Below are 22,656 nucleotides of genomic sequence, written 5' to 3'. Positions count from 1 at the left end.
ACAGCGCGCGCCGTGAGGGGTGCGTCCCCAGGGGCACCGTCCGGCCCGCCGTCGCCCGCCACGCCGCTCCTAGCGTCGAGGCATGAGCACCCTCCACGTCGCCCTCGCCCGCGACGACGTCGACTACGGCGTCGCGCTCGTCCCCGACGCCGTCCCCGCCTCCTGGACCGGCAGCGCCGCCACCGCCTGCCAGACCGCCCTCGACGACGTCCGCACCGTCCTCGCCGGGCTCTCCGGCCTCCTCGACACCGCGCAGTCGGCCGTCGCCGCCCTCGACGCCGCGGACACCGCCACCACCCAGTGCACGGCGGTGGCCCCGTGACCGCCCTGGCCTCGCCCCTCACCGACCCGGGTGGCGCCGCGGGGCCCGTCCCGACCTGGGCCCCGGTCCCCACCTCGCAGCCCGTCCCGACGTCGGCCGCGGTGCAGCCCGCCGCCCCACCCGCCGCCGCGACCGCCGTCGCCGGGACCGCCCCCTACCCGACCGACCCCAGCGCCGCCGTCGCCGGCCCGGACGCCACCGGCCTGCCGCTCGCCCCCACCGGCGCCGGCACGCGTCCTCTCACCTGGCCCGGCATCGCCGCCGGCGTCACCGCGAGCGTCCGCGGAGGCGACACCGCCGTCGACACCGCGGAGCTCGACGACCTCGCCACCGCCCTCACGACCGCCGCCGGCCGGTTCGACGACGCCCTCACCCAGGTCCGGGCCGCTACCGCCCAGGTCTCCGCCGCCGTCGCACCGCCCGAGCCCACCGGCTCTGCCGACGGCGGCCACGCCGACCTCAGCCGCACCCCCTTCTCCGCCTGGTACGACGGCGACGCCACCCTCGCCGCCTTCGGGCCCGCCGTCGGCGGTGCTGTCGCGGCCTCCCCGTCGGGTGCCTCGTGGACCGTCCTCGCCCCGCACGGCCCCGGCGCCGCACCGGCCGTCTCGGCAGCCTTCGCCTTCGAGCTCCTGCGCTCCGACGCGCTCGACGCCCTCGACGCGCTCACCGTCGGCCCCGGATCGCTCGCCGACGCCGCCTCCCGCCTGCGCGACCTCGCGACCGACCTCGGCACCACCTCCGAGGTCTACGCCGGCGCCGAGACCGCCGCCTCCCAGGGCTGGACCACGCACGCCGTCCTCGGGCTCCTGGTCGGCACCTCCGCCGTCGTCTCCGCGAGCACCCAGCTCGCCGAGAACCTCGTCTCCACCGTCGCCGCCGCGGAGGTCCTCACCCTCGACGGCATGCTCCTGCCCGACGAGGCCGCCGACCTCCTCCACGGCCTGTCCGGTGTCCTCGCCGACGAGAGGCTCTCCGACTGGGCCCGCCAGGACCTCCTCGCCGTCGCCGTCCTCGGTCTCTGGGCGCAGCGGGCGCGCACCGGCGAGGAGGGCGAGGCCGTCCAGACCTACCTCGCGCAGACCGCCGCCCGCCTCGACCCCGAGATCCGCGACCGGCTCCCCGACACCCTCCCGCACCGCTCCGGCACTGTCGACACCGACGAGCTCACGCCCGTGCAGCGCGTCGCCGCCTACCTCGCCACCACCATGGCGACGAGCGGGTCCCTGCGCTACGGCGCCCGCACCGGCGTCACCGTCAGGTCCAGGAGCGGTGCCACTGCCACCATCCCGCGCGACGCCGCCGACCCGCGCGGCCTGCGGACCGCCGTCGCCGCCGACGCCGAGCCCGTCCTCAACGCCGCCGTCCCCGTCGGGGCGGCCGGCGCCATCCGCGCCTCCAACTCCCTCAAGCACGACGACACCGACCCCTCGACCGGCGTCGTCGGGATCCTGCGCACGGACCACGCCGACGGCCACCGCTCCTGGACCGTCCTCGTGCCCGGCACGACCGACTGGGACGGCGGCGACTCCAACCCGCAGGACATGCTCACCAACCTCGAGGCCGTCGCCGGCATGCCGACGGACATGGAGACCGCCGTCGTCACCGCCATGCGGCAGGCCGGGATCGCACCCGATGAGGAGGTCGCCCTGTACGGCCACTCCCAGGGCGCCATCACCGCAGCGAACCTCGCCGCCGACCCCGCCGTCCTCGACCGGTACAACGTCACCACGCTGCTCACCGCGGGCGGGCCCGTCGCCGGGGCGGCCGTCCCCGCGAGTGTCCACGCCCTCCACCTCGAGAACGCGGGCGACGCCGTCCCCGGCACCGACGGTGCCGACAACCCCTCCTCGCCGACCCGCATGACCGTCACCCTCGACACGACGCAGGCCGGGCGCAGCGCCTACCCGCACGGGGCGCTCGAGTACGCCGCCGCCGTCGAGGGACTGGGCGGGGATCCCGCCGTCGACGCCTGGAACGAGAGGCTCGACGCCGTCACCGGCGCCGGTGAGGACGGGGCCGAGGTCTCCGAGCTCGTCTTCGACGTCGAGCGGGACACGCCCGAGACCACCTGGGAGAAGACCGACGACGTCGTGGACAAGACCGTCCAGGCCGGCTGGGACGGCTACGAGCGGCTCGGGGAGACGGTCATCGCGGGCGACGCCGGGTACGCGGCCCTGGGAGGGACCGCGGCGAGGGCGACGAAGGACGGTCTCGCGTGGCTCGGCGAGCACGCCGACCGCGGCTGGGACGGCAGCGGGCAGCGGTGGCGGGACTGAGGCGCGGGGCGGTGGGAGACACCGGACCTGTGCGCCGGCGGCCCGAGCGTGGTCAGTCCTCGCGCGGCCCGATGACGCCGACGACGATCGCGGAGATGACCGAGACGATGACGGAGCCGACGACGGCCGCGCCGAAGGTGTCCGCGTGCAGCCCGAGCGCCACGCCGGCCGAGCTGCCGACCCCGACGAGCGCGTCCGTCAGCCTGCTCGTCAGCAGCAGCATGAGGCCGTTGACGACGAGCGCGAAGAGCCCGAAGGTGAGGAGGTAGAGCGGGAAGGCGAGGATCTTGGCGATCGGCTTCACGATCGAGTTGACCAGCGCCAGCACGAGGCCGACGACGAGCAGGTTGACGATCGTGAGGCCGAGGGACGGGTTGCCGGGGATCGACAGGCCGGTGACGACGGCGACCGCCAGCCACAGTCCGGCCGCGTTCCCGACCGTGCGCGCGAGGAGCTCCATGCCCGCATTCTCGCAGCGGTCCCTGGGACGGGGCTGGGGGAGCGGGGCGGCGCCGTCTCCGCACGCGACCGCGCCCGACGCCCTCGGCGCCCGGGTGCCACACTGCCCGCATGAGCACGCCCGCCACGCAGAGCAGCACCGGCACCACCGCCTCGACCATCCGAGTCCGCGACGCGATCCGCGCCCTGCCCGCCTACGTCCCCGGCGCCCGCCCCGGCAGCGACGACGTCGCCAAGCTCTCCAGCAACGAGCTGCCCTTCCCCGCGCAGGACGCCGTCGTCGAGGCCGTCGCCCGTGCCGCCGCGGAGATCAACCGCTACCCGCAGATGGACGGCGACTCGCTCGTCGAGGCCCTCGCCGCCCGCTATGCCGACAAGGGCGTCAGCCCCGAGCAGGTCGTCGTCGGCACCGGCTCGGTCGCCCTCATCCAGCACGTCCTCGACACGGTCTGCGACGAGGGCGACGAGGTCGTCCTGCCCTGGCGCTCCTTCGAGGCCTACCCGATCTGCGTCGCCGTCGCCGGTGCCACCGCCGTCAAGGTCCCCGTCACCGCCGACGGCCGCCACGACGTCCCCGCGATGCTCGCCGCGATCACCTCGCGTACCCGCGTCGTCATGGCCTGCTCGCCCAACAACCCCACGGGCCCGGCCCTCACGGCCGCCGAGCTGCGTCAGCTCGCCGACGGCGTCCCCGAGGACGTGCTCCTGCTCGTCGACGAGGCCTACCTCGACTTCGTCACCGACCCCGCCGTCGGCGACGCCCTCGACCTCCTCGCCGAGCACCCGAACCTCGTCGTCTCGCGCACCTTCTCCAAGGCCCACGCCCTGGCCGGCATGCGCGTCGGCTACCTCATCGCCGAGCCCGGCATCATCACCGCGATCCGCGCGGTCGCCACGCCCTTCGGCGTCGCCCTGCCCGCCCAGGCGGCCGCCGTCGCCGCCCTGGAGCCCGAGGTCCTCGCGGAGACCGCGCGCCGCGCCGGCGTCGTCGCCGCCGAGCGCGACCGGGTCGTCGGGGTGCTGCGCGAGCGCGGCTGGAGCGTGCCGGACGCGCAGGGCAACTTCTACTGGCTCGCCGTGGGGGAGGAGACCGCCGCCCTCAACGTGCACCTCACGGCCGCCGGCGTCCTGGCGCGGCCCTTCGTCGGCGACGGCGTGCGCGTCTCCGTGGGCACGCCCGAGGACGACGACCGCCTCCTCGCCGCGCTCGAGACCTGGACCGGCTCCCGCGCCTGACGCGCTGCGGCGCCTCCGCTCGCGCCCGCTGGCCTCGCCTGGCGCGCCGGCGTCTCCTACGAGCGACCCCTGTCATGGTCGACCGGCAATGCAATGCTCGACCGTCTGATTTCTAGAAAGCAGACGGTCGAGCAGTGCATTGCCGGTCGCGCACGGGGAGTGGCGGCGGGCCTACCAGGTCGCGATCGTCAGGAGGAACACGACCTCGAGGACCATCTCGACGATGCCCATCGTGCCCGGGCGCAGCGGCTTGTGCGTCTCGCGCACGAGCTGCCACTGCTTGCGCGGCATCCACCAGGACCGCACGGCGAGCACCACCCAGAGGATCGCGTGGCCCCAGCCGAGGTAGCCGCCGGTCGCCAGCCACACCGCCACGGCGGCGCACACCGCGTGCACGCCCACTGTCCCCGCGAGCAGCCTCGTGTTGAAGCGCTCGCGGATCATGAGCTTGATGTACGGCACCGACAGGCAGAAGTACGCCACCACGGACGCCGTCACGAGCCACATCCACGGCCAGCCGGTGAGCGCCCCGTTCGGGCTCGTGCCGCGCAACGCTTCCGCGCCGGCCCCGGTCCCGAGGAAGCCGCCCTTGCCGCCGACGGCGAGCTGGTAGGTCACGGCCGCCATGAGGCTCGCGGCCGCCGTCGTCGACAGGCCGGAGAGCAGTGAGCGCTCGCGTCCGCGCCACACCTCCCAGCCGGCGATGAGGAAGAGCGGCAGGAAGACGACGGCCCACTGCAGCAGGTAGGGGGCGACGAGGATCGTGATGAGTCCGAGCACCGCCGTGAAGCCCGTGTAGACGACGAGCGGTGGGATGAGGAGCTTGCGGCGCCGCGGCGAGCGGGTGCGCAGCCACTGCGACCAGGCCCAGTACGTGAGGTAGGCGCCGAGCCACGCGGGCACGAGCAGGAGGTTCTTCCAGGAGAAGCCGCCGACCACCCAGCCGACGATCGCGGGCATGACGAGCATCGCCCAGGCGCCGTGCTGGTTCGGGACCCAGGCCTTGCGGCCGGGCTGGCGGCGGATCCGCTCCTGCTTGGCCCTCTCCTTGGCGACGCGCTCCTTGACGGCGCCCTTCGCGGTGGTGGTGATGGCGTCGACGGCGGTCCCGGCGTCGCGCGGGCGCCCGGTCGCGAGCATGACGTCGTCCTCGGGGCCCGGCTGGGACTGCTGGTGCGGGATGGCGCGGGTGCTGTGGGAGGCAGACGACGGCGTGGCGTCGCCGCTGACGTACTCGGCGTGGCGGTCCGAGGGCTGGGAGGGACGCTGCTGGGTCACGCTTTCACCCTAGTGAGTTCGACCAAGGACATCATCCGGGTTGACGGGCCCCGCGGTGCTGCCGCCAGCCCGGGGCTGGCGGCAGCACCGTCTTGTGCTGCGTCGTTGCTGCGCAGTCTTAGCGTCCTGCCTGTGGCCGGGCGAGGCCCCAGGCGTGGCTCACTTCCAGGAGATGCCCGACAGGATCTCGGCGAGGTCCGCCTCGCTGACCTCGGCAGGGTCAGTCAGGGAGGTCACGGTGAGGGTGATCTGGACCAGGGTGCCGTTGTGGCTGACGTAGGCGCCGCGCGTGGCGCTCGAGAGGTTGACGCCCCCGGCCGAGGACGTCGTCGTGCCTGAGTAGGAGGTACCCTTCTCGCCGTCGACCGTGACGGGCTCGGCCTGGGTGACCGAGATCGTCGTGTCGCCGTTCTGGCTCGTGCTCGTCACCCCGCCTGATGCTGCCAGGGCGGCGACGGCGGCGTCGGCGTCCTCCTGGCTCGTGTTCGCCGCGATCGTGACGGTGCGCATCGCGTCCGCGCTCGTGTAGACGCTGGCGGAGGTGTCCTCGGTGGTCGTCGTCTCGGACTTAGTGAGTCCCTCCGGCGCCGTGAAGGTGAGGACGGAGCTGACGTCGACCGGGCTGCTCTGCTCCGAGGCCGAGCCGGCCTGCGTCGCCGCGCTCGTGGCGACGGACGTCGAGACGGCGGTGCTTGCGGATGACGAGCTGGTGTCCGAGGGGGAGTCGGAGCCGCATGCCGCCAGGGAGGCGGCGAGTGCGAGCGCGATGACGGGGATGGCGAGAGGACGGCGCATGGGAGTCTCCACTTCTGGATAAGGATTGGGTGTGTGAAAAATAACGGGGGGGGGGGGAGAGAGTCAACTCACGTGCCTGAGCTTAGGGCCGACCGTGCCACCCGAGGCGTGCTCGAGGCGCAGCGGAACGACGGGCGCCGTCGGACCTCATGGTCCGACGGCGCCCGTCGTTCCGCTGCGCCGAGTCAGTGCCGGCTCCGCGGCCGGCGCGTCACTCGCCGAGCGCGGCGGCGACGACCTTCTTGGCCTCCTCCTGCACCTCGGCGAGGTGCTCGGCGCCCTTGAAGGACTCGGCGTAGATCTTGTAGACGTCCTCGGTGCCGGACGGGCGCGCCGCGAACCAGGCGTTCTGAGTCGTCACCTTGAGGCCGCCGATCGGCGCGTCGTTGCCCGGGGCGCGGACGAACTTGGCGGTGATGGGCTCGCCGGCGAGCTCGGTCGCGGTCACGTCCTCGGGGGAGAGGGCTGCGAGCTTCGCCTTCTGCGGCTTCGTGGCCGGGGCGTCGATGCGGGCGTAGGCCGAGGCGCCGAAGTGCTCCACCTGCTCCTCGTGCAGCTGCGACGGCGTCTTGCCGGTGACGGCGATGATCTCGCTGGCGAGCAGCGCCAGGATGATGCCGTCCTTGTCCGTGGTCCACACGGAGCCGTCCTTGCGGAGGAAGGACGCTCCCGCGGACTCCTCGCCGCCGAAGCCGACGGAGCCGTCGATGAGGCCCGGCACGAAGTGCTTGAAGCCGACGGGCACCTCGATGAGCTTCCGGCCCATGTCCGCGACGACGCGGTCGATGAGCGAGGAGGACACGAGGGTCTTGCCGACGGCGGCGGCCTCCGGCCAGCCGGGACGGTGCGTGAAGAGGTACTCGATGGCGACGGCCAGGTAGTGGTTGGGGTTCATGAGCCCGTCGGGGGTGACGATGCCGTGGCGGTCGGAGTCGGCGTCGTTGCCCGTGGCGACGTCGTAGGGGGTGTTCCCGTCGGCGTCCGGCGTCATCGCCTTGCGGAGCGAGGCCATGGCGTTGGGGGAGGAGCAGTCCATGCGGATCTTGCCGTCCCAGTCCAGCGTCATGAAGTGCCAGGCGGGGTCCACCTCCGGGTTCACGACGGTGAGCTCGAGGCCGTAGCGCTCGCCGATCGCGGCCCAGTAGTCCACCGAGGCGCCGCCGAGCGGGTCCGCGCCGATGCGCACGCCCGCCTCGCGGATCGCGTCCATGTCGATGACGTTCTCGAGGTCCGCGACGTAGGTCTCGAGGTAGTCGTGCTTGATGACGTAGTTGGAGTCGAGGGCCTCGGCGATCGGGACGCGCTTGACGTCGCGCCAGCCGTCCGCGAGGAGTTCGTTGGCGCGGTCGGCGATCCAGGCCGTGGCGTCGGAGTCGGCGGGGCCGCCGTGCGGCGGGTTGTACTTGAAGCCGCCGTCGCGGGGCGGGTTGTGGGACGGGGTGACGACGATGCCGTCGGCTAGGTCCGGGCCCGTGGTCCGCACGCCCGCCTCGGTCCCGGCGCCATTGGCCAGGAGGATCGAGTGGGAGACGGCCGGGGTGGGCGTGTAGGAGCCGCGCGCGTCCACCGCGGTGGTGACGCCGGCGCCGGCGAGGACCTCGATGGCGGTGCGCCACGCCGGCTCGGACAGGGCGTGGGTGTCGCGGCCGATGTAAAGGACGCCGTCGGTGCCCTGGCTGCGGCGGTACTCGACGATGGCCGCGGTGGTGGCGACGATGTGGGCCTCGTTGAAGGCTGTGTCCAGGGAAGAGCCGCGGTGGCCCGAGGTCCCGAAGACGACCTTCTGCTCGGGGACGGCCGGGTCCGGAACGAGCTCGTAGTAGGCGTTGACGACCTCGTCGACGTCGATGAGGTCTTCTGGCTGAGCAGGCTGTCCTGCGCGTGCGTGCATGGCCCTAGTGTGGCACGCGGCACTGACGGCCGGGTGGGACTCCAGTAAACGGACGGGATGGATGCGCTGCGCGGACAGCGGTGCGGGCGGCACGCCCTAAGGTGGCCCCGAGCACAGCACGGGGCGGTCGCCGCCCCGGCGACCCCGCACCGGAAGGACCCGCCATGACCGCCACCCGCATCGCCACCGAGAGCGCCCCCGCCGCCGTCGGCCCCTACTCGCAGGCCGTCGAGGCCGGCGGGACCGTCTACGTCTCCGGCCAGATCCCGCTGGTCCCCGCCACCGGGCAGATCGTGGAGGGCGGCATCGAGGCGCAGGCCGAGCAGTCGCTGAAGAACGTCGGTGCGATCCTTGAGGCCGCGGGCCTGGGCTACGGCGACGTCGTCAAGACGACCGTCCTGCTCGCCGACATCAACGACTTCGTCGCCGTCAACGAGGTCTACGCCCGCTTCTTCACCGGCGAGGTCCTCCCGGCGCGCGCCGCCTTCCAGGTCGCGGCCCTGCCCAGGGGCGCCGGCGTCGAGATCGAGGCCGTCGCCGTCCGCGCCTGACGTCGGCTGGCGCCGGCTCGTGTCCACGAGGGCGCCTCACAGCTGGTCCTGCCTCGGCCCGGCGACCATGGATCGGCGTGATCACGCCGATCTTGCAGCCGCACCGTCACGGGCTGGCGACTCTGAGGCGCCCTCGTGGACAGCTGGCCGCCCTCGCCGGGGTCGGGCGGGCCGGTACGCTGGCGCGCATGTCGAAGAAGAAGCGCCAGCAGCGCAAGGCGGCCTCAGGGGCCGCGACCTCCAGCGCCCCGGAGAAGAAGCCGATCCCCTTCGTGCCCCGTCCCTTCGCGGGTCTGGCCGCGGAGGAGGACCTCGTCGCGATGGCCCAGATCATCCCGGCGGCCACCGCCCGCGTGCGCCTCAACGAGGAGCACGGCGGCCAGGAGGTCCAGATCGTCACGCTCCTGCCCGAGCTCGCGCAGGGCATGAAGCGCGCCGACGGCGAGGTCCTCGTCGCGCTGCAGACGACGATGCACTCCGGCGACGCCAGCCGCGACGTCGCCGCCGCGCTCCTCTCCACCCTCGAGCTCGAGGAGGGCAAGGGCCTCATGATGGAGGGCCTGCCCGAGCCCGGCGAGCGCCTCCAGGACGTCCTCGACCCCGACTTCGAGCCGCAGGTCAGCGTGCGGGAGTCCTTCGACTTCTGGCTCTCCGAGGACCAGAAGGACGACGCGAACGCCGTCAGGGCCATCGAGGACGCCAAGGACGAGATCGCCCCGACCGTCCCCGTCCCGGGCGTCGAGCACGCCTACTGGTGCCGCATGAACGGCAAGGAGTTCGTCCGCTGGGTGCGCGGCGAGGACGAGGACTCCTTCTTCAACGCCTTCGCGAAGGTCCACGCCGCCCGCGAGTCGGCGCTCGAGGAGGGCGCGGACTTCATCGGCGCCTTCCGCGCGCTGGGCCTCGCCATCCCCGTGTGGGAGCTCAACCGCGGCACCGAGGCCGAGGAGCTCACCAAGCCCCTGCAGAGGCTGGGCGAGCGTCTCGACGCCGCCCTCGCCGACGACGCCCCGCTGGACGCGGCCGCCCGCCGCGCGAAGGCCGGCATCATCTCCCGTCAGGTGAACCTCTGAGCGCTGCGCGCTGAGGCGCGCTGAGCATGGGCGGTGCCCGTCGTCGGAGTCCCGACGGCGGGCACCGTCGTGCCTGTTCGGGGCCGGTTTCCGCTGCCAGCGGCATCGGGCGGCTCAGCGGGCGGGCCGGGGCCGGCGGCCCTAGCGTGGGGAGCACACCGCGCCGTCGTCGACCGATGACGGACGCCGTTCCCGAACGAAGGAGAGGCCCGTGAGCTCCCAGGACACCGACCGCGAGACCACTGACCAGCTGGTCTTCCAGAACCCCGTCACCCGCTACCCCGCCATCAGCCCCGAGCCGCAGGAGCAGCCGGTCCCGGGCCTCGACTCCGAGCTCGAGCCCCGCGCCGACCTCGGCGCCGAGTCCTACCGCGGCACCGGCCGCCTCCAGGGCCGCAAGGCGCTCATCACCGGCGGCGACTCCGGCATCGGCGGCGCCACCGCGATCGCCTTCGCCCGCGAGGGCGCCGACGTCGTCCTCAACTACCTGCCCGAGGAGCAGTCCGACGCCGAGGCCGTCCGCGACGCCGTCGCCGACACGGGCCGCAGGGTCGTCCTCATCCCGGGCGACCTGCGGGACAAGGCGTTCTGCAAGGAGCTCGTCGAGCGGGCCGTGGCCGAGCTAGGCGGGCTCGACGTCCTCGTCAACAACGCCGGCCGCCAGGTGGCCCAGGAGGGCGGGCTCGAGGCGATCACGGACGAGCAGCTCGAGGAGGTCTACGACGTCAACATCCTCGCGATGTTCCGTGTGACCCGGGCGGCCGTCAAGCACCTGCCGGCGGGCTCGGCGATCGTCAACTGCACGTCGATCCAGGCCTACGACCCCTCGGAGAGCCTCATCGACTACGCCTCGACGAAGGCGGCGATCAACAACTTCACCAAGGGGCTCGCCGCGCAGCTCGCTCCGGAGGGCATCCGCGTCAACGCGGTCGCGCCCGGCCCGATCTGGACGCCGCTGCAGGTCTCGGGCGGTCAGCCGCCCAAGAAGCACCCCACCTTCGGGCACAAGACGCCGCTGGGGCGCGCCGGTCAGCCGACCGAGCTGGCGACGGCCTTCGTGTTCCTCGCGTCGAGCGAGTCGAGCTACGTCGTGGGGGAGACCCTCAACGTCAACGGCGGTCTGGTGACGCCGTGAGCGCGGTGCGCTGAGCGGTGCGGGCTCGGGCGGTGCTCCGAGCAGTGCCCGGAGCGGGAGCGGTGCCCGCCGTCGGAGGTCCGACGGCGGGCACCGCCGTGTTCGGGGGTGTGCGACTCAGTCCTGCCACGCGTGCTGGATCGGGTTCCACCGCCCAGTGCTTCGCGTGCCGTCTAGGATCTCGTTGAGGCAGCCGCCGGCGAAGACGAGGGAGGACTCCAGGTCCCGCAGGTCGTCGTCGATGCCGACGACGTCGTCGGCGTTCGTCCCGTAGCGGCGCGCCCACTCGGGGGAGGGGAGTCGCAGGGTGGTTGGGAGCTCCGTCTGCCGGCGGGCGGCCTCGTGGTTGAGGAGGGTGCCGAGTCTTCCGGCGTCGAGCTCGAGTCGAGCAATGATGCGGACGACGTCGGCGAGGTCGCGGTAGCGGGTGGACGGGGTGCCCGTCTCTCCGTGGAGCTCGTACATCGCGCAGACCTTGTCGGCGAGGTGGTTCTCGATCGGGACGACCGGGATCCTTGGGAGGTCGGCGAGCGTGGGGTCGTCGATGACAGGTACCGGTGGGACGAGGTCGACTGGGCCGTCGACGTGCCGGCCGGTCGTGAGGTCGAGGGAGATGGTCTCGAAGACGTCGGCACCAAGGCGCATCGCGATCTTGGCCTTGGCAGTCCGGGCGCCGTAACCGAAGGAGTCCGGCTCGCTCCTGGGCTGCAGACTCAGGAGTTCGAAGGTGAATTGGTCGTTCTCGACCGGCTGGGTGATCAGGTGGCTGAGTTCGTCACGGAGCGAGTCGAGGCTGTCCCAGGAGGCTGTGCGAGCGAGGTCGATGTCCTGGGTGAATCGTCCTCCCGCTGTCCTGATGATGAGGGCGTTGCCACCCAGCAGCATCCAGCCGTTGTCACCGTCGTGAAAGAGCCGCTTGTAGAGCACCTCGAAGCAGTACTGGAGACGAGTGGCCTGGGGTGTGCGACCGCGACGGCGGGCCTCGGCCTTGAGGCGCGCGTTGAGAGATGAACGGAGCGCGACTGTGCTGCGCGGCGGTGAACTTGTCACGGCTACTCCTCAGATTGGATGGGCGGGTCGGTGCTCACTCCCGGGGGCGGGGCCTGCATGCGGGCGACGGTCTGGGCGAGCTCTGTGAGACTCTTCCGGGTCTGCTCAGGGAGGACCACGGGAGACACCCGAATCTGTGACAACGCGTCCGTGAGTGGGCGCAGGTCGTACCTGGGCAGCCCGGCCACTGATCTGGCGGCAGCGGTTGCAGCTGTCTTCGAAACCTGCTGCAACTGGCTGGACTCGAGAGTGCGCACTGCCGCCTTGATGGTCGGCTCGTAGGCCTCCCAGATGCGAGCAGCTCGTGTCAGGGACTCGATCGCTGCGGGCAGTCCGGGGTAGGACGACGCAAGAAACTTGGTGAGAGCCGCGCCGCCGTCGGCGAAGCCGTAAGCATGCGCGTCGACCTCGAGCGCGGCGGCCAGTGCCTCAGACGGCGCGAGGTCCTTCGCCGCGGCATCGCGCACGACGTCGGCGAGGTGGTCGCCGTCCAGTCGGGCGGCGGCGAGGTCGGCGATGGTGCGGGTGACGCCGGTGGTGGTGATGCCGTCGACGACGCTGCGGTCCTCCGGGTCGAGGTCCCGCTGGAGGTAGCGGATGTCGGACTGACGGCTCTGCTTCCGTTGCGACGAGATGAAGATGTGCTGCTGAGGGACAAGGTTCCCCGTGCCGTGGATGAGTGCGGCGGTGCTGAGCGCAGCCACGGGCGAGTCACTCATTTCCGCGCGCTCGTCGGCGAAGCGGCTGGGATCAGTGGCGATCCATGCTGCGCGGATCTCCTGGTGGGAGTCCAGGTCGGACTCGGGGAGCGCGTAGACGCCCCGCCTGACGCGGGTGAGGGTGCCGCCCTTTGTGAGACGCGTGAGGGTGACGCGGTCGATGCCGAGCCGGTCCGCTTGGGCGGCCGAGATGAGGCCGCGCTGGCTCGGCGTGTACTCGGTGAGAAGGCGGAGGGTGTTTGCGGTCTTCATGAACTCTCCTCTCGGTGCGTCTCGTGACACTGCAGATGTTGCTTCCGAATGTAACATCTGCAGTGATTTGACGTCTCAGTCACGGCTCCCTGGGTGCATGTCGAAGGTGGTGACGGCTGACGGGGACGACGCCGTCGGGCCGGGCCTCGATCGGGTGGAGTCGTCCCAAACTTGCCAAATGAGAACCGTTCGCATCTATACTCGTGGGTGACGGGCCGGCCAGTCCGGCCCCCGCGGGGGAGACCCGCGGCCGTCACAGTGAAGGAGCGACCATGAACGAGCAGCAGCTCGAGCGGATGCGGAACGGGAAGGGTTTCATCGCGGCCCTCGACCAGTCGGGCGGCTCCACCCCCAAGGCACTCGCGGCCTACGGCGTCGGCGAGGACCGGTACTCCAGCGAGTCCGAGATGTTCGACCTCGTGCACGCCATGCGCACCCGCGTCATCACCGACCCGGCCTTCACCAAGGACCGGATCCTCGGCGCCATCCTCTTCGAGCGGACCATGAACAGCCGCGTCGAGGGCCGGCCCACCGCCGAGTACCTGTGGGAGGAGAAGGGCGTCGTCCCCTTCCTCAAGATCGACAAGGGCCTCGAGGAGGAGCGCGACCACGCACGCCTCATGAAGCCCATCCCGGGGCTCGCCCTCACCCTGGAGGAGGCCCGCGGCAAGGGGATCTTCGGGACGAAGGAGCGTTCCGTCATCCTCGACGCCGACCCCGCTGGCGTGCGCGCCGTCGTCGACCAGCAGTTCGAGCTCGCGTGGAAGGTGGTGGCCGCGGGGCTCGTGCCGATCATCGAGCCCGAGGTCGACATCCACGCGCCGCACAAGGAGGAGGCTGAGCGGCTGCTCCTGGAGGAGATCACCCGCCACCTGCACGCCCTGCCCGAGGGTTTCAACGTCATGCTCAAGCTGACGATCCCGAGCGTCGACGGCTTCTACTCCGAGCTCATGGAGAACCCGCACGTGGTGCGGATCGTCGCCCTGTCCGGCGGCTACGAGCGCGACGACGCCAACGCGCGCCTCGCCCGCAACCCCGGGCTCATCGCCAGCTTCTCGCGCGCCCTGCTCGAGGGGCTCACCGACCAGCAGAGCGACGAGGAGTTCCACGCCACGCTCGACGCCTCCGTCGAGGAGATCTACCGGGCCAGCATCGTCTGACCGGCAGACCGTAAGACCCCCGGGTGGTACGCCGGGTCAGTGGTGCAGCGCCGCACGAACGGCCGCCGTCGGATCGGGAGCTCCGACGGCGGCCGGTGTGCGTTCAGGTGAGGGCGATCCGCGCCGCTTCGGCTGCGTTGGCGGCGCTGACCTGCCGCTGCCAAACGCCGACGGCGGTGTCGACGGCCTGGCGTCCGGCGACGACGGCGAGAGGCTGGGTGGGGAGTCCGCCCAGGTGCCGAGGATGGTGAAGCCGGCCTGCGTGCGAAGGCTGGTTGGAAGCAGACGAGCGGCGCGGGTGTCCGCGAGCACCGCATTGTTCACGACCTCCAGAGCGCGCGGCCAGGAATCGAGTTCGATCCCCGTGTCCGCGTGTGCATCGAGAAGATCCGCGGCCAGGAGGGTCACGTCATCCTGGATCGGCGCGGGGTTCCACGCGTCCTCGAGCATTCGTGAGAGTTCCCGAGCGCGGTCGAGCATCGCGCGCCGGGTGGGGTCGAGCAGTGGCTTCTGGAGGAAGGAGGTCATGGCTTGAGCCTCCCAATCGCGTCGTAGCTCGCTGGTAGCTTGCCCGGCATGACGAGCAATTCGGCCAGTGGCGTTCCCATTGGCGTGACACAGCGAGTGCTCACCACCGCCCTGGAGCGCGAACTCGCTCGGTATGGCGACGACGTCACGCCGCTGGTGGCCCAGATCGACGACGCCGAGGTGCCCGAACGGCTCTCGCGGCATGTCGGTACGCTCGTGGCCCGTCATCTGGACGGTCTCAAGGATGAGGCGCGCGTTGAGTCGGTCCGCCGGATCCTCGAGGTCATCGGTGAGCCTGGGGAAGTGCCAGCAGGCAAGCCTTCCGAGGTCCTTGCCGTCACGCCCACGCGCGCCGTCATTGACGAGTCGTACGTGAGGACGCGCCCGCAGACCCCGCTCAACGACGCTGCCTTGTTGACGAATGCGCGGCATGACCCGTCCCTGGCGAGCGAGATCCGCGCGGAACTTGCCTCGGCCGATTCCGTCGACCTGCTCTGCGCCTTCGTGAAGTGGAGCGGCCTACGACTCCTCGACGAGGAACTTCGCGCTCTCAAGCGCCGCGGTGGCAGGTTCCGAGTCATCACGACGACGTACATCGGCGCTACGGAGCGTCCTGCCCTCGACCGGCTTGTCCGCGAGTTCGGTGCCGAGGTCAAGATTCAGTACGACGTCGATCGCACGCGACTCCACGCCAAGTCGTGGTACTTCCACCGCGCGAGCGGATGGAACACGGCCTACGTCGGCTCCTCGAACCTCTCGGTGCCGGCGATGCTCGACGGCGTCGAGTGGAATGTCCGGCTTTCGAAGCAGCAGACCGGCTCGCTCCTCACCAAGTTTGAGCGCACCTTCGAGTCCTACTGGAACGATCCGAGTTACGTCGACTACGACCCTGAGCGTGACGCTGCGAAGGTCGACGCCGCGCTCGCACGTGGTCGCAATCGGGGGCGGACCGACAGCGGTGTCGCCTCGGTGTCTGGTCTCGATGTGGAGCCGTACCCGCACCAGGTGAAGGTGCTGGAGCAGCTCGAGGTCGAGCGGACGCTGCACGGCCGGCATCGCAATCTGATCGTGGCGGCGACGGGAACCGGCAAGACGGTCATCGCGGCCTTCGACTACCGCAACGCGGTCCGGGCCAATGGGGGTTCGCAGCCGACGTTTCTCTTCCTCGCCCACCGTGAGGAGATCCTCAACCACGCTCGGGCCACCTTCCGCGCTGTCCTCAAGGAGGGAAGCTTCGGTGAGAAGTACGTCAACGGCTTCAAGCCGACGCACTGGAACCATGTCTTCGCGACGGTCCAGACGCTGTCGCGCAACCTAGACCAGTTCGATCCGACGCAGTTCTCGATCATCGTCGTCGACGAGTTCCATCATGCCGAGGCCGCGACCTATCGGCGAATCCTCGACTACTTCCTTCCTGCCGAACTCGTCGGTATGACGGCGACGCCTGAGCGCACCGATGGCATCAATGTCCGTGACGAGTTCTTCGACGGGCACACTGCCGCGGAGATCCGTCTCTGGGATGCCCTTGAGGCCGACCTCCTCACGCCCTTCCACTACTTCGCAATCTCTGACAACACTGACCTGCGGAGGCTGACCTGGTCGCGAGGGCGGTATGACGAGCGTGAACTGACGCAGCTCTACGTCAACAATCGTGCCCGCAGTGGCCTGATTCTCGAACAGGTGCGCCAGAAGATCCTTAACCCTCGGCAGATGCGAGCGCTCGGTTTCTGCGTCAGCGTCCAGCACGCCGCGTACATGGCCGAGGTCTTCACTGCGGCAGGCCTTCCTGCTATCGCCGTCACGGGGCAGTCGCCTGATGCTGTTCGTGAGGATGCGCTCGCGCGGCTTGGTCGGCACGAGCTGGCCGCGATCTTCACAGTGGACCTCTACAACGAAGGCGTCGACCTGCCTGAAATCGACACCGTTCTCTTCCTCCGTCCCACGGAGTCCGCGACGATCTTCCTCCAGCAGTTGGGGCGGGGCCTGCGGAAGGCGGCCGACAAGGCCGTGCTGACTGCCCTCGACTTTGTCGGTTTGCAGAACACGAGGTTCAAGTTTGAGGCGAAGTACCGCGCGCTGACCGGGGCCTCGCGTCGCGCACTGGACGACGGTGTTCGCCATGGCTTCTCGTATCTGCCGCCCGGCACGGAGATCGAGCTCGACGAGGCTTCGCAGCAGGCAGTCCTCGCGAACCTCAAGGAACAGATCTCGCCCAGGCGCGCGACGGTCGTCGCTGAGCTTCGAACGATGGTGGAGCGGAGTGGACGGCCTACGCTGGTGCGCTTCCTGGAGGAGACGCAGTGGGACCTGTCTGTGGTGCTGAAGAACGCGAAGTGGTCGTGGTTCGACGTGCAGCGTGACGCCGACGTCGTCACCGTTGAGGAGGGACCGCGGCATCGCGACATCATTCATCGCTCCCGTGCTCTGGCGTGCGTCGATGATCCTGAGCGGCTCCGGATCTACCGTGCTGCCCTCGATGGATCGCTCCCGCCCTACGAGTCGTTGACTCCTGAGGAGCAGACGTTGGTGCTGATGCTGGTCTTCTCCATCTGGCCGTCGGGTGGCGGGTTCACGACAGTCGAGGAGGCGCTGGCTGCCCTGCGCGAAGAGCCTGGCGCCTGCATGGAGTTCCTCGACGTCCTCGACGTAGCGGAAAGTCAGATCGAACGTGTCTCGGTCCCTATCGCTGGTCGACTTGGTCGTGAGGTGCTTCGTGCGCACGCGCACTACTCGCGCGAGGAGATTGTCGTCGGCATGCACTACGCAGGCTTCGATCGCCGGCCGGACTCCCTCCGTGAGGGAGTGTTCTTCAGTGAGTCGCTTCAGACCGACGTCTTCCTCGTGACCCTCAAGAAGAACGAGAAGAACTACTCGCCGACGACCATGTACCACGACGTCGCGATCTCACCGGAGGTCTTCCACTGGGAGTCCCAGTCCACGACCGCTGCGGACTCGCCTGTCGGGCAGCGGTACATCCATCACCGGGAGCGGGAAAGCGAGGTCCTGCTCTTCGTGCGCGATGAGAAGCGCAGTGACATGGGGACCGCGGCGCCGTACCTCTGCCTTGGGTCCGTTGACTACCTCCGCCATGAGGGCAGCCGGCCCATCGAGTTCGACTGGCAGTTACGCGTGCCGATGCCGGCTGAGGTGTTCGCAGCGGCGAGCGTGCACTGACGGTCGCTAGGCATGACGAAGCCCGCGTGCCCGGTTGTCTCTCCGGGCCCGCGGGCCTTCGTCGTCGGGGCGACTGGCTGCGAAGCTCCCAAACCCGGCAGGTGCCTGCCTCCTTCGCCAGAGCGAGGAACCCGGGCTCCCTAGGACCCGTGCCCTCTCGGTCTGGACAGCTCATCGGGTTCCCCAACCCTCGCTGCCTGTTCCGTCCGGCGGCAGGAACTATGTAAGCCACCGCCCCTGAGAGGTCACCCGGGGCGAACCTGTGAAGAGCGTGTGCGCTCAGCCGTTGCCGGCGGCGGCGGCTGCTGCGGGCATTCTCGTCACTCCGGAGTCACTGAACATTACTTACGCCTCACTATATGAAGTGATGCAGTCACTGTAGAAAGTGACTCCGTCACTGACATATAGTGAGTGCGTGACTGATAGTGAGCTCGAGGAGATCGTGCGCCGGTTGCGGCGCCAAGGCGCTGACGACCACCTCGTCGAGGTCAAGTCCGCCGCGACCAAGGTGCCCAAGGACCTCTGGCCCTCAGTGTCGGCATTCGCCAACACGGAGGGCGGCCTCGTCATCCTCGGCCTCGCCGAGAAGGACCACTTCGCTCCCGCCGAGGGCTTCGACGCCACCAAGATCCTCGACGAGGTGCGCTCAGGCCTCGACGAGGCCCCAGGGGCGCACCCCAAGGTGCAGCCCCTCCCAGACGTCGACCTTGAACGACGGCATGTCGACGGCGCCGACGTCGTCCTCCTCCGCATCCACCCGCTCAGGGAGAAGCCCGGCGTCCACCTGCCCTGCTACGTCCTCGCCCAGGGCGTCACCGCCGGCAGCTACACCCGCGTCGGCGACGCGGACAGGCACCTCACCGCCTACGAGATCTACCTTCTGTCCAGCCGCCTTCAGCCAGACGACACGGACCGGGGCACCGTCCCGAGCCTCACCGCCGACGACCTGGACGAGGCACTCGTCGCCGACCTCGTGAGCGCGCTCAGAGAACGCTCCTCCCGGGCGCTCGACGGCATCGCGCCGACAGACCGCACCGGTGCCCTCCGTCGCCTCAACGTCCTGGCGGAGGACCACCGACTCACCCTCGCGGGATGCCTCGCCCTCGCCGCCTATCCGCAGCAGGACTATCCCCAGCTCACCATCGACGTCACCGTGCACCCGGGTGCGGAGAAGTCCCTCGATGGCACCACACGGTTCCTCGACCGCCGCGTCTGCGACGGCCCCCTCCCGGTCGCCGTCCGCGACGCCGTCGACACGGTCCTCAAGAACCTGCGCACCCGGCGCGTCGTCGACGGGCTCGGAGGTACGGACGTCCCAGAGATCCCCGCGGAGGTCCTCCGCGAAGCCATCGTCAACGCCGTCATGCACAGGGACTACTCCGCTGCCGTGCGCGGGCAGCAGGTCGCCGTCGACGTCTACCCCGACCGTGTCGAGGTCATCAACCCAGGCGGCTTCTGGGGTGACCGCACCAAGGACAACGTCGCCGAGGGGCGCTCCGCGAAGCGCAACGAGGTCCTCGCAAAGCTCCTCGGGGACGCCCGGATCCCTGGTAGCCGCTCAAGCCTGGCCGAGACGCAGGGATCCGGTATCCCACGGATGATCCACGCGATGCGCCAGCATGGGCTCCCGGCTCCGAGCTACGCCTCCTCGACCATCGGTCACGTGATCGTGCGGCTGGACCGCTTCGGACTCCTCGACCCCGAGATGGAGACCTGGCTCGAGGGTCTGCCCGGCGACGTTGACCGGAGGCCAGAGGAGCGGTCGGCGCTCGCCCTCGCGAAGACGACGGGCCACGTCACGGTCGCAGATCTGCGCAGCAACCTCGGGCTCGACTCAGACGACTGCCGAGACGTCCTCGGCCGTCTGCTCGGTGACGGGCTCCTGATCGGGATCAACGACGGACCGTACGTTCTCGCGGACCTCGAGCGGACGATCGTGATGACGAGCGCGCAGCACTCCGTCCTCGCGGTGCTCGACGCCGTCGTCCCGCGTTCCGTCCGTGAGATCGCCGAACTGACGGGAAAGTCGGTGTCGGCCCTCCGTCCAGTCCTCCGCGACCTCGTCGCGGCGGGACTCATCCAGGCGACCGCGCCACCGCAGAGCAAGAACCGCCGCTACCTCCTCGCGCCCTGACAGCATCAGGGGATGAGTCGGTACTGCCTCAGACATGACGCGGCCCGCGTGCCCGGTTGTCTCTCCGGGCCCGCGGGCCTTCGTCGTCGGGGCGACTCGCTGCGGGGCTCCCAGACCCGGCAGGTGCCTGTCTCCTTCGCCAGAGCGAGGAGCCCGAGCTCCCTAGGACCCGTGCCCTCTCGGTCTGGACAGGTCATCGGGTTCCCCAACCCTCGCTGCCTGTTCCGTCCGGCGGCAGGAACTATGTAAGCCACCGCCCCTGGGAGGTCGCCCGGGGTGAACCTGTGAAGCGGCCATGTGGTGGTCGGTGGTGGCGAGAGGTGCCTGTACGGCGCCGGCTGTTCAGACGCGGCCGAGGACCATCGTCGAGATGAGCAGGTCGAGCCGGCGCACGTCGACGCCTCGGCCGAGCTTGATCTTGATGTGGCCGGCGCGCGTCCACAGCTCGAGCTCGGCGTCGAGGTCGAACGTGCCCGCGTTCTCGCTCGACCACATGTTGATGGCGGAGTACGGAAGCGAGTAGAGCTCCACCTTCTTGCCGGTGATCCCCTGCGCGTCGCGGACGATGAGTCGACGGTCCGTGAAGATCGCCGAGTCGCGGAAGGTCTTGTAGGCGGTGACGGGGCGCTCTCCCTGGACCAGGAGCGGGCCGACGTCATTCGGGATCGGGCACTCCGCCTGGAAGATCCAACTGGCGACGGCGTCGAGTTCTGCGGGCATGAGGTCCTTCTTCCTTGAGGGTGGAGGCACATGATGACCTGGAAATTCGGATGCCAGTGGAGGCGCGCCCAGATCTCCCGCTGAGTCGCCGTCAGCCTTCGTCCCGCCGCATGTCCCGGCACACCTCGTCGGCCCTTTACCCGCCGAACCGACCGCCCCGTAAAATCAGCCCCGCCGCACTGACGCCACCGCCGTCGTCGGCCGACCGCACCCCGCACCCGTCTCTCACAGGAACCATGCCCAACACGCTCACCCAGGGCTCGCCCTGGCGCGCCATCCTCGCCTTCTCCATCCCCCTGGTCCTGGGCAACATGGTCCAGCAGGGCTACCAGCTCGCCGACACCGTCGTCGTCGGCCGCTTCGTCGGCGTCCTCCCGCTCGCCGCCGTCGGCGCCACCGGCGTCCTCGTCTGGCTCATCACCGGCTTCTCCTGGGGCATGACCGCCGGCCTCGCCATCCCCATCGCCCAGGCCTACGGCGCCAAGGACGAGGCCGCCGTCCGACGCTCCGTCGGCGTCGGCGCCTGGATCAGCCTCGGCCTCACCGTCATCCTCACCCTCATCGGCACCCTCCTCATCCGGCACCTCCTCACGCTCCTGCGCACCCCGGCCGAGCTCATGGACGACGCCGCCACCTTCGGCTTCATCAGCTTCCTGTTCATGGTCGCCGTCATCGCCTTCAACTACCTCTCGGTGATCCTCCGAGCCGTCGGCGACTCCCGCACCCCGCTCTACTTCCTCGCCGTCTCCGCCGCCCTCAACATCGTCCTGGACTTCGTGCTCATCGGCGCCCTCCGCATGGGCGTCGCCGGCGCCGGATTCGCGACCGCCGCCGCCCAGACCGTCTCCGCCCTCCTGTGCCTGTGGTGGATCAGCAGACGCTTCCCGATCTTCCACCTGAGCCGTGACGACTGGCGCGTCACCCGCGAGCAGCTCAGCCACCACCTCGGCCTTGGCGTCCCCCTCGGCTTCCAGGCCTCCATCACCGCCCTCGGCGGCGTCGCCGTCCAGATCCGGCTCAACACCCTCGGCTCCGAGTCCGTCGCCGCCTTCACCACCGCCTCCCGCGTCGACGGCCTCGCCGTCACCTTCCTCATCGGCATGGAGGTGGCCGTCTCCACCTACGTCGCCCAGAACTGGGGCGCCCGCGACCTCGCGCGCGTCCGCGCCGGTGTCAGCCAGGCCTTCCGCATGGTCATCACCGAGGCCGTCATCCTCGGCATTCTGCTCGTCCTGGCCAACAGGCCCCTCGTCCACCTCTCCATCGGCGACGCCGACCCCACCGTCGTCGACCTGTCCGCCCACGCCGTCGAGCTGTGGGCGCTGACCTACTGGATCCTCGGCGTCCTCTTCGTCGCCCGCGGCGCCCTCCAGGGCCTCGGCCGCATGCGCGCCCCCTTCTGGTCCGGCTCGGTCGAGCTCGTCCTGCGCGTCCTCGCCGCCGTCTGGCTCGGCGGGATCATCGGCTTCATGGGAGTGGCCGCCGCCTCCCCCCTCGCCTGGGCCGGCGCCGTCGCCCTCCTCCTGCCCTCCTACCTGCGCGTGCGGTCCCGGCTCCTCGACGACGACGCCCTCGCCGCCGCGCAGGCCCGGCCCGGCCCGGTGGTGCGCCGCCGGCCGCGGCTGCCCGGGCGCGGGCGTGCGCGCCGCGGTGGGCGTGCGGGGCGCGGCCAGAGGGCTCGGAGACTCGACGGCTGAGGCGCGGGGTCTGGCCGGGCTGCTGGGCGTCGGCAGCGTGGTCGGTTCTCGCACTTTCTGAACCACCTCAGGCGCTCGCCCCGGCGGTGATCCGCGGAATTCTGCGGAACCTGTCGCGGCTGCGGCGCAGAAAGACCTCTGAAAGTGCGAGAACCGACCATCCCTGGGCGGCGGGAGGTCCCGGCGGCCCGCTGACCGAGGCA

General features: G+C 70.6%; 18 protein-coding genes. 10 read left to right on the top strand and 8 right to left on the bottom strand.

The genetic code is table 11. The annotated features are described in order from the left end of the window. The first annotated feature begins 82 nt into the window (after positions 1–82). Together AXF14_RS04260 and AXF14_RS14655 are read left to right on the top strand one after the other, a co-directional pair. Complete coding sequence (locus AXF14_RS04260) at positions 83–322, top strand: hypothetical protein (protein WP_067941116.1); 240 nt, start codon at positions 83–85, stop codon at positions 320–322. Next, a complete protein-coding gene (locus AXF14_RS14655; RefSeq protein ID WP_150118416.1) occupies positions 319–2,601 on the top strand; it encodes a hypothetical protein in 2,283 nt (760 codons plus the stop codon). Before AXF14_RS04260 ends, AXF14_RS14655 begins: the two co-directional genes overlap by 4 nt. A gap of 52 nt (positions 2,602–2,653) precedes the next feature. Here AXF14_RS14655 and AXF14_RS04250 read toward each other — a convergent pair whose 3' ends face one another. Further along, positions 2,654–3,061, bottom strand: coding sequence for a phage holin family protein (locus tag AXF14_RS04250; RefSeq protein ID WP_067941112.1), 408 nt, complete (start codon positions 3,059–3,061; stop codon positions 2,654–2,656). Between the two features lie 110 nt (positions 3,062–3,171). Between AXF14_RS04250 and hisC the strand changes: the two genes are divergently transcribed. Continuing rightward, positions 3,172–4,296, top strand: coding sequence for a histidinol-phosphate transaminase (gene hisC / locus AXF14_RS04245; RefSeq protein WP_067941110.1), 1,125 nt, complete (start codon positions 3,172–3,174; stop codon positions 4,294–4,296). Positions 4,297–4,467: 171 nt separating this feature from the next. On the opposite strand, the gene AXF14_RS04240 is transcribed toward hisC, so the two are convergent. The 3 genes from AXF14_RS04240 to pgm all read right to left on the bottom strand — a co-directional run bounded on the left by AXF14_RS04240 (position 4,468) and on the right by pgm (position 8,260). Further along, positions 4,468–5,574, bottom strand: coding sequence for a YwiC-like family protein (locus AXF14_RS04240; RefSeq protein ID WP_211260133.1), 1,107 nt, complete (start codon positions 5,572–5,574; stop codon positions 4,468–4,470). Positions 5,575–5,733: 159 nt separating this feature from the next. Further along, a complete protein-coding gene (locus AXF14_RS04235) occupies positions 5,734–6,369 on the bottom strand; it encodes a hypothetical protein (RefSeq protein WP_067941108.1) in 636 nt (211 codons plus the stop codon). 211 nt (positions 6,370–6,580) lie between these two features. Next, positions 6,581–8,260, bottom strand: coding sequence for a phosphoglucomutase (alpha-D-glucose-1,6-bisphosphate-dependent) (gene pgm / locus AXF14_RS04230; RefSeq protein WP_067941106.1), 1,680 nt, complete (start codon positions 8,258–8,260; stop codon positions 6,581–6,583). 164 nt (positions 8,261–8,424) lie between these two features. Between pgm and AXF14_RS04225 the strand changes: the two genes are divergently transcribed. From AXF14_RS04225 to AXF14_RS04215, 3 genes are all read left to right on the top strand, one after another. Beyond that, the gene (locus AXF14_RS04225) at positions 8,425–8,811 is read left to right on the top strand and encodes a RidA family protein (RefSeq protein ID WP_067941104.1); all 387 of its coding nucleotides are present in this window, start codon (positions 8,425–8,427) and stop codon (positions 8,809–8,811) included. A 188-nt stretch (positions 8,812–8,999) separates the two neighbouring features. Beyond that, positions 9,000–9,884, top strand: a complete 885-nt coding sequence (locus AXF14_RS04220) for a DUF5926 family protein (RefSeq protein WP_067941102.1) — start codon at positions 9,000–9,002, stop codon at positions 9,882–9,884. Positions 9,885–10,095: 211 nt separating this feature from the next. After that, entirely contained in the window at positions 10,096–11,019 is a 924-nt protein-coding gene (locus AXF14_RS04215; RefSeq protein ID WP_067941100.1) for an SDR family oxidoreductase, read from the top strand. Between the two features lie 117 nt (positions 11,020–11,136). Here the strand turns inward: AXF14_RS04215 and AXF14_RS04210 are convergent, their stop codons facing one another. Both AXF14_RS04210 and AXF14_RS04205 read right to left on the bottom strand, forming a co-directional pair. After that, on the bottom strand, positions 11,137–12,069 hold the full coding sequence (locus AXF14_RS04210) for a nucleotidyl transferase AbiEii/AbiGii toxin family protein (protein ID WP_150118415.1): 933 nt from the start codon (positions 12,067–12,069) through the stop codon (positions 11,137–11,139). A gap of 2 nt (positions 12,070–12,071) precedes the next feature. Then, positions 12,072–13,040 carry a type IV toxin-antitoxin system AbiEi family antitoxin domain-containing protein gene (locus tag AXF14_RS04205; protein ID WP_067941097.1) on the bottom strand — a complete coding sequence of 323 codons (969 nt, stop codon included), beginning with the start codon at positions 13,038–13,040 and terminating at the stop codon, positions 12,072–12,074. Between the two features lie 272 nt (positions 13,041–13,312). Here AXF14_RS04205 and AXF14_RS04200 point away from each other — a divergent pair, with 272 nt between their 5' ends. Further along, positions 13,313–14,200 carry a fructose bisphosphate aldolase gene (locus AXF14_RS04200; RefSeq protein WP_067941095.1) on the top strand — a complete coding sequence of 296 codons (888 nt, stop codon included), beginning with the start codon at positions 13,313–13,315 and terminating at the stop codon, positions 14,198–14,200. Positions 14,201–14,236: 36 nt separating this feature from the next. On the opposite strand, the gene AXF14_RS04195 is transcribed toward AXF14_RS04200, so the two are convergent. Then, positions 14,237–14,728 (bottom strand): hypothetical protein, encoded by a 492-nt coding sequence (locus AXF14_RS04195; RefSeq protein ID WP_067941093.1) that lies wholly within the window; start codon positions 14,726–14,728, stop codon positions 14,237–14,239. A gap of 48 nt (positions 14,729–14,776) precedes the next feature. Between AXF14_RS04195 and AXF14_RS04190 the strand changes: the two genes are divergently transcribed. Together AXF14_RS04190 and AXF14_RS04185 are read left to right on the top strand one after the other, a co-directional pair. After that, positions 14,777–17,902, top strand: coding sequence for a DEAD/DEAH box helicase (locus tag AXF14_RS04190; RefSeq protein WP_067941091.1), 3,126 nt, complete (start codon positions 14,777–14,779; stop codon positions 17,900–17,902). Positions 17,903–18,317: 415 nt separating this feature from the next. Continuing rightward, positions 18,318–20,036, top strand: coding sequence for an ATP-binding protein (locus AXF14_RS04185; RefSeq protein WP_067941088.1), 1,719 nt, complete (start codon positions 18,318–18,320; stop codon positions 20,034–20,036). 342 nt (positions 20,037–20,378) lie between these two features. Here the strand turns inward: AXF14_RS04185 and AXF14_RS04180 are convergent, their stop codons facing one another. Continuing rightward, on the bottom strand, positions 20,379–20,756 hold the full coding sequence (locus AXF14_RS04180) for a PH domain-containing protein (protein ID WP_067941086.1): 378 nt from the start codon (positions 20,754–20,756) through the stop codon (positions 20,379–20,381). A 236-nt stretch (positions 20,757–20,992) separates the two neighbouring features. Between AXF14_RS04180 and AXF14_RS04175 the strand changes: the two genes are divergently transcribed. After that, positions 20,993–22,453: an MATE family efflux transporter gene (locus AXF14_RS04175; protein ID WP_067941084.1), complete on the top strand. Its 1,461-nt coding sequence runs from the start codon at positions 20,993–20,995 to the stop codon at positions 22,451–22,453. Positions 22,454–22,656: the final 203 nt, after the last annotated feature.

This window comes from Actinomyces radicidentis (assembly GCF_001553565.1).
Taxonomy (GTDB): Bacteria; Actinomycetota; Actinomycetes; order Actinomycetales; family Actinomycetaceae; genus Actinomyces; species Actinomyces radicidentis.
Note: the sequence above shows the minus strand (reverse complement) of the source record. Positions and strands in the feature narration are given on the sequence as shown.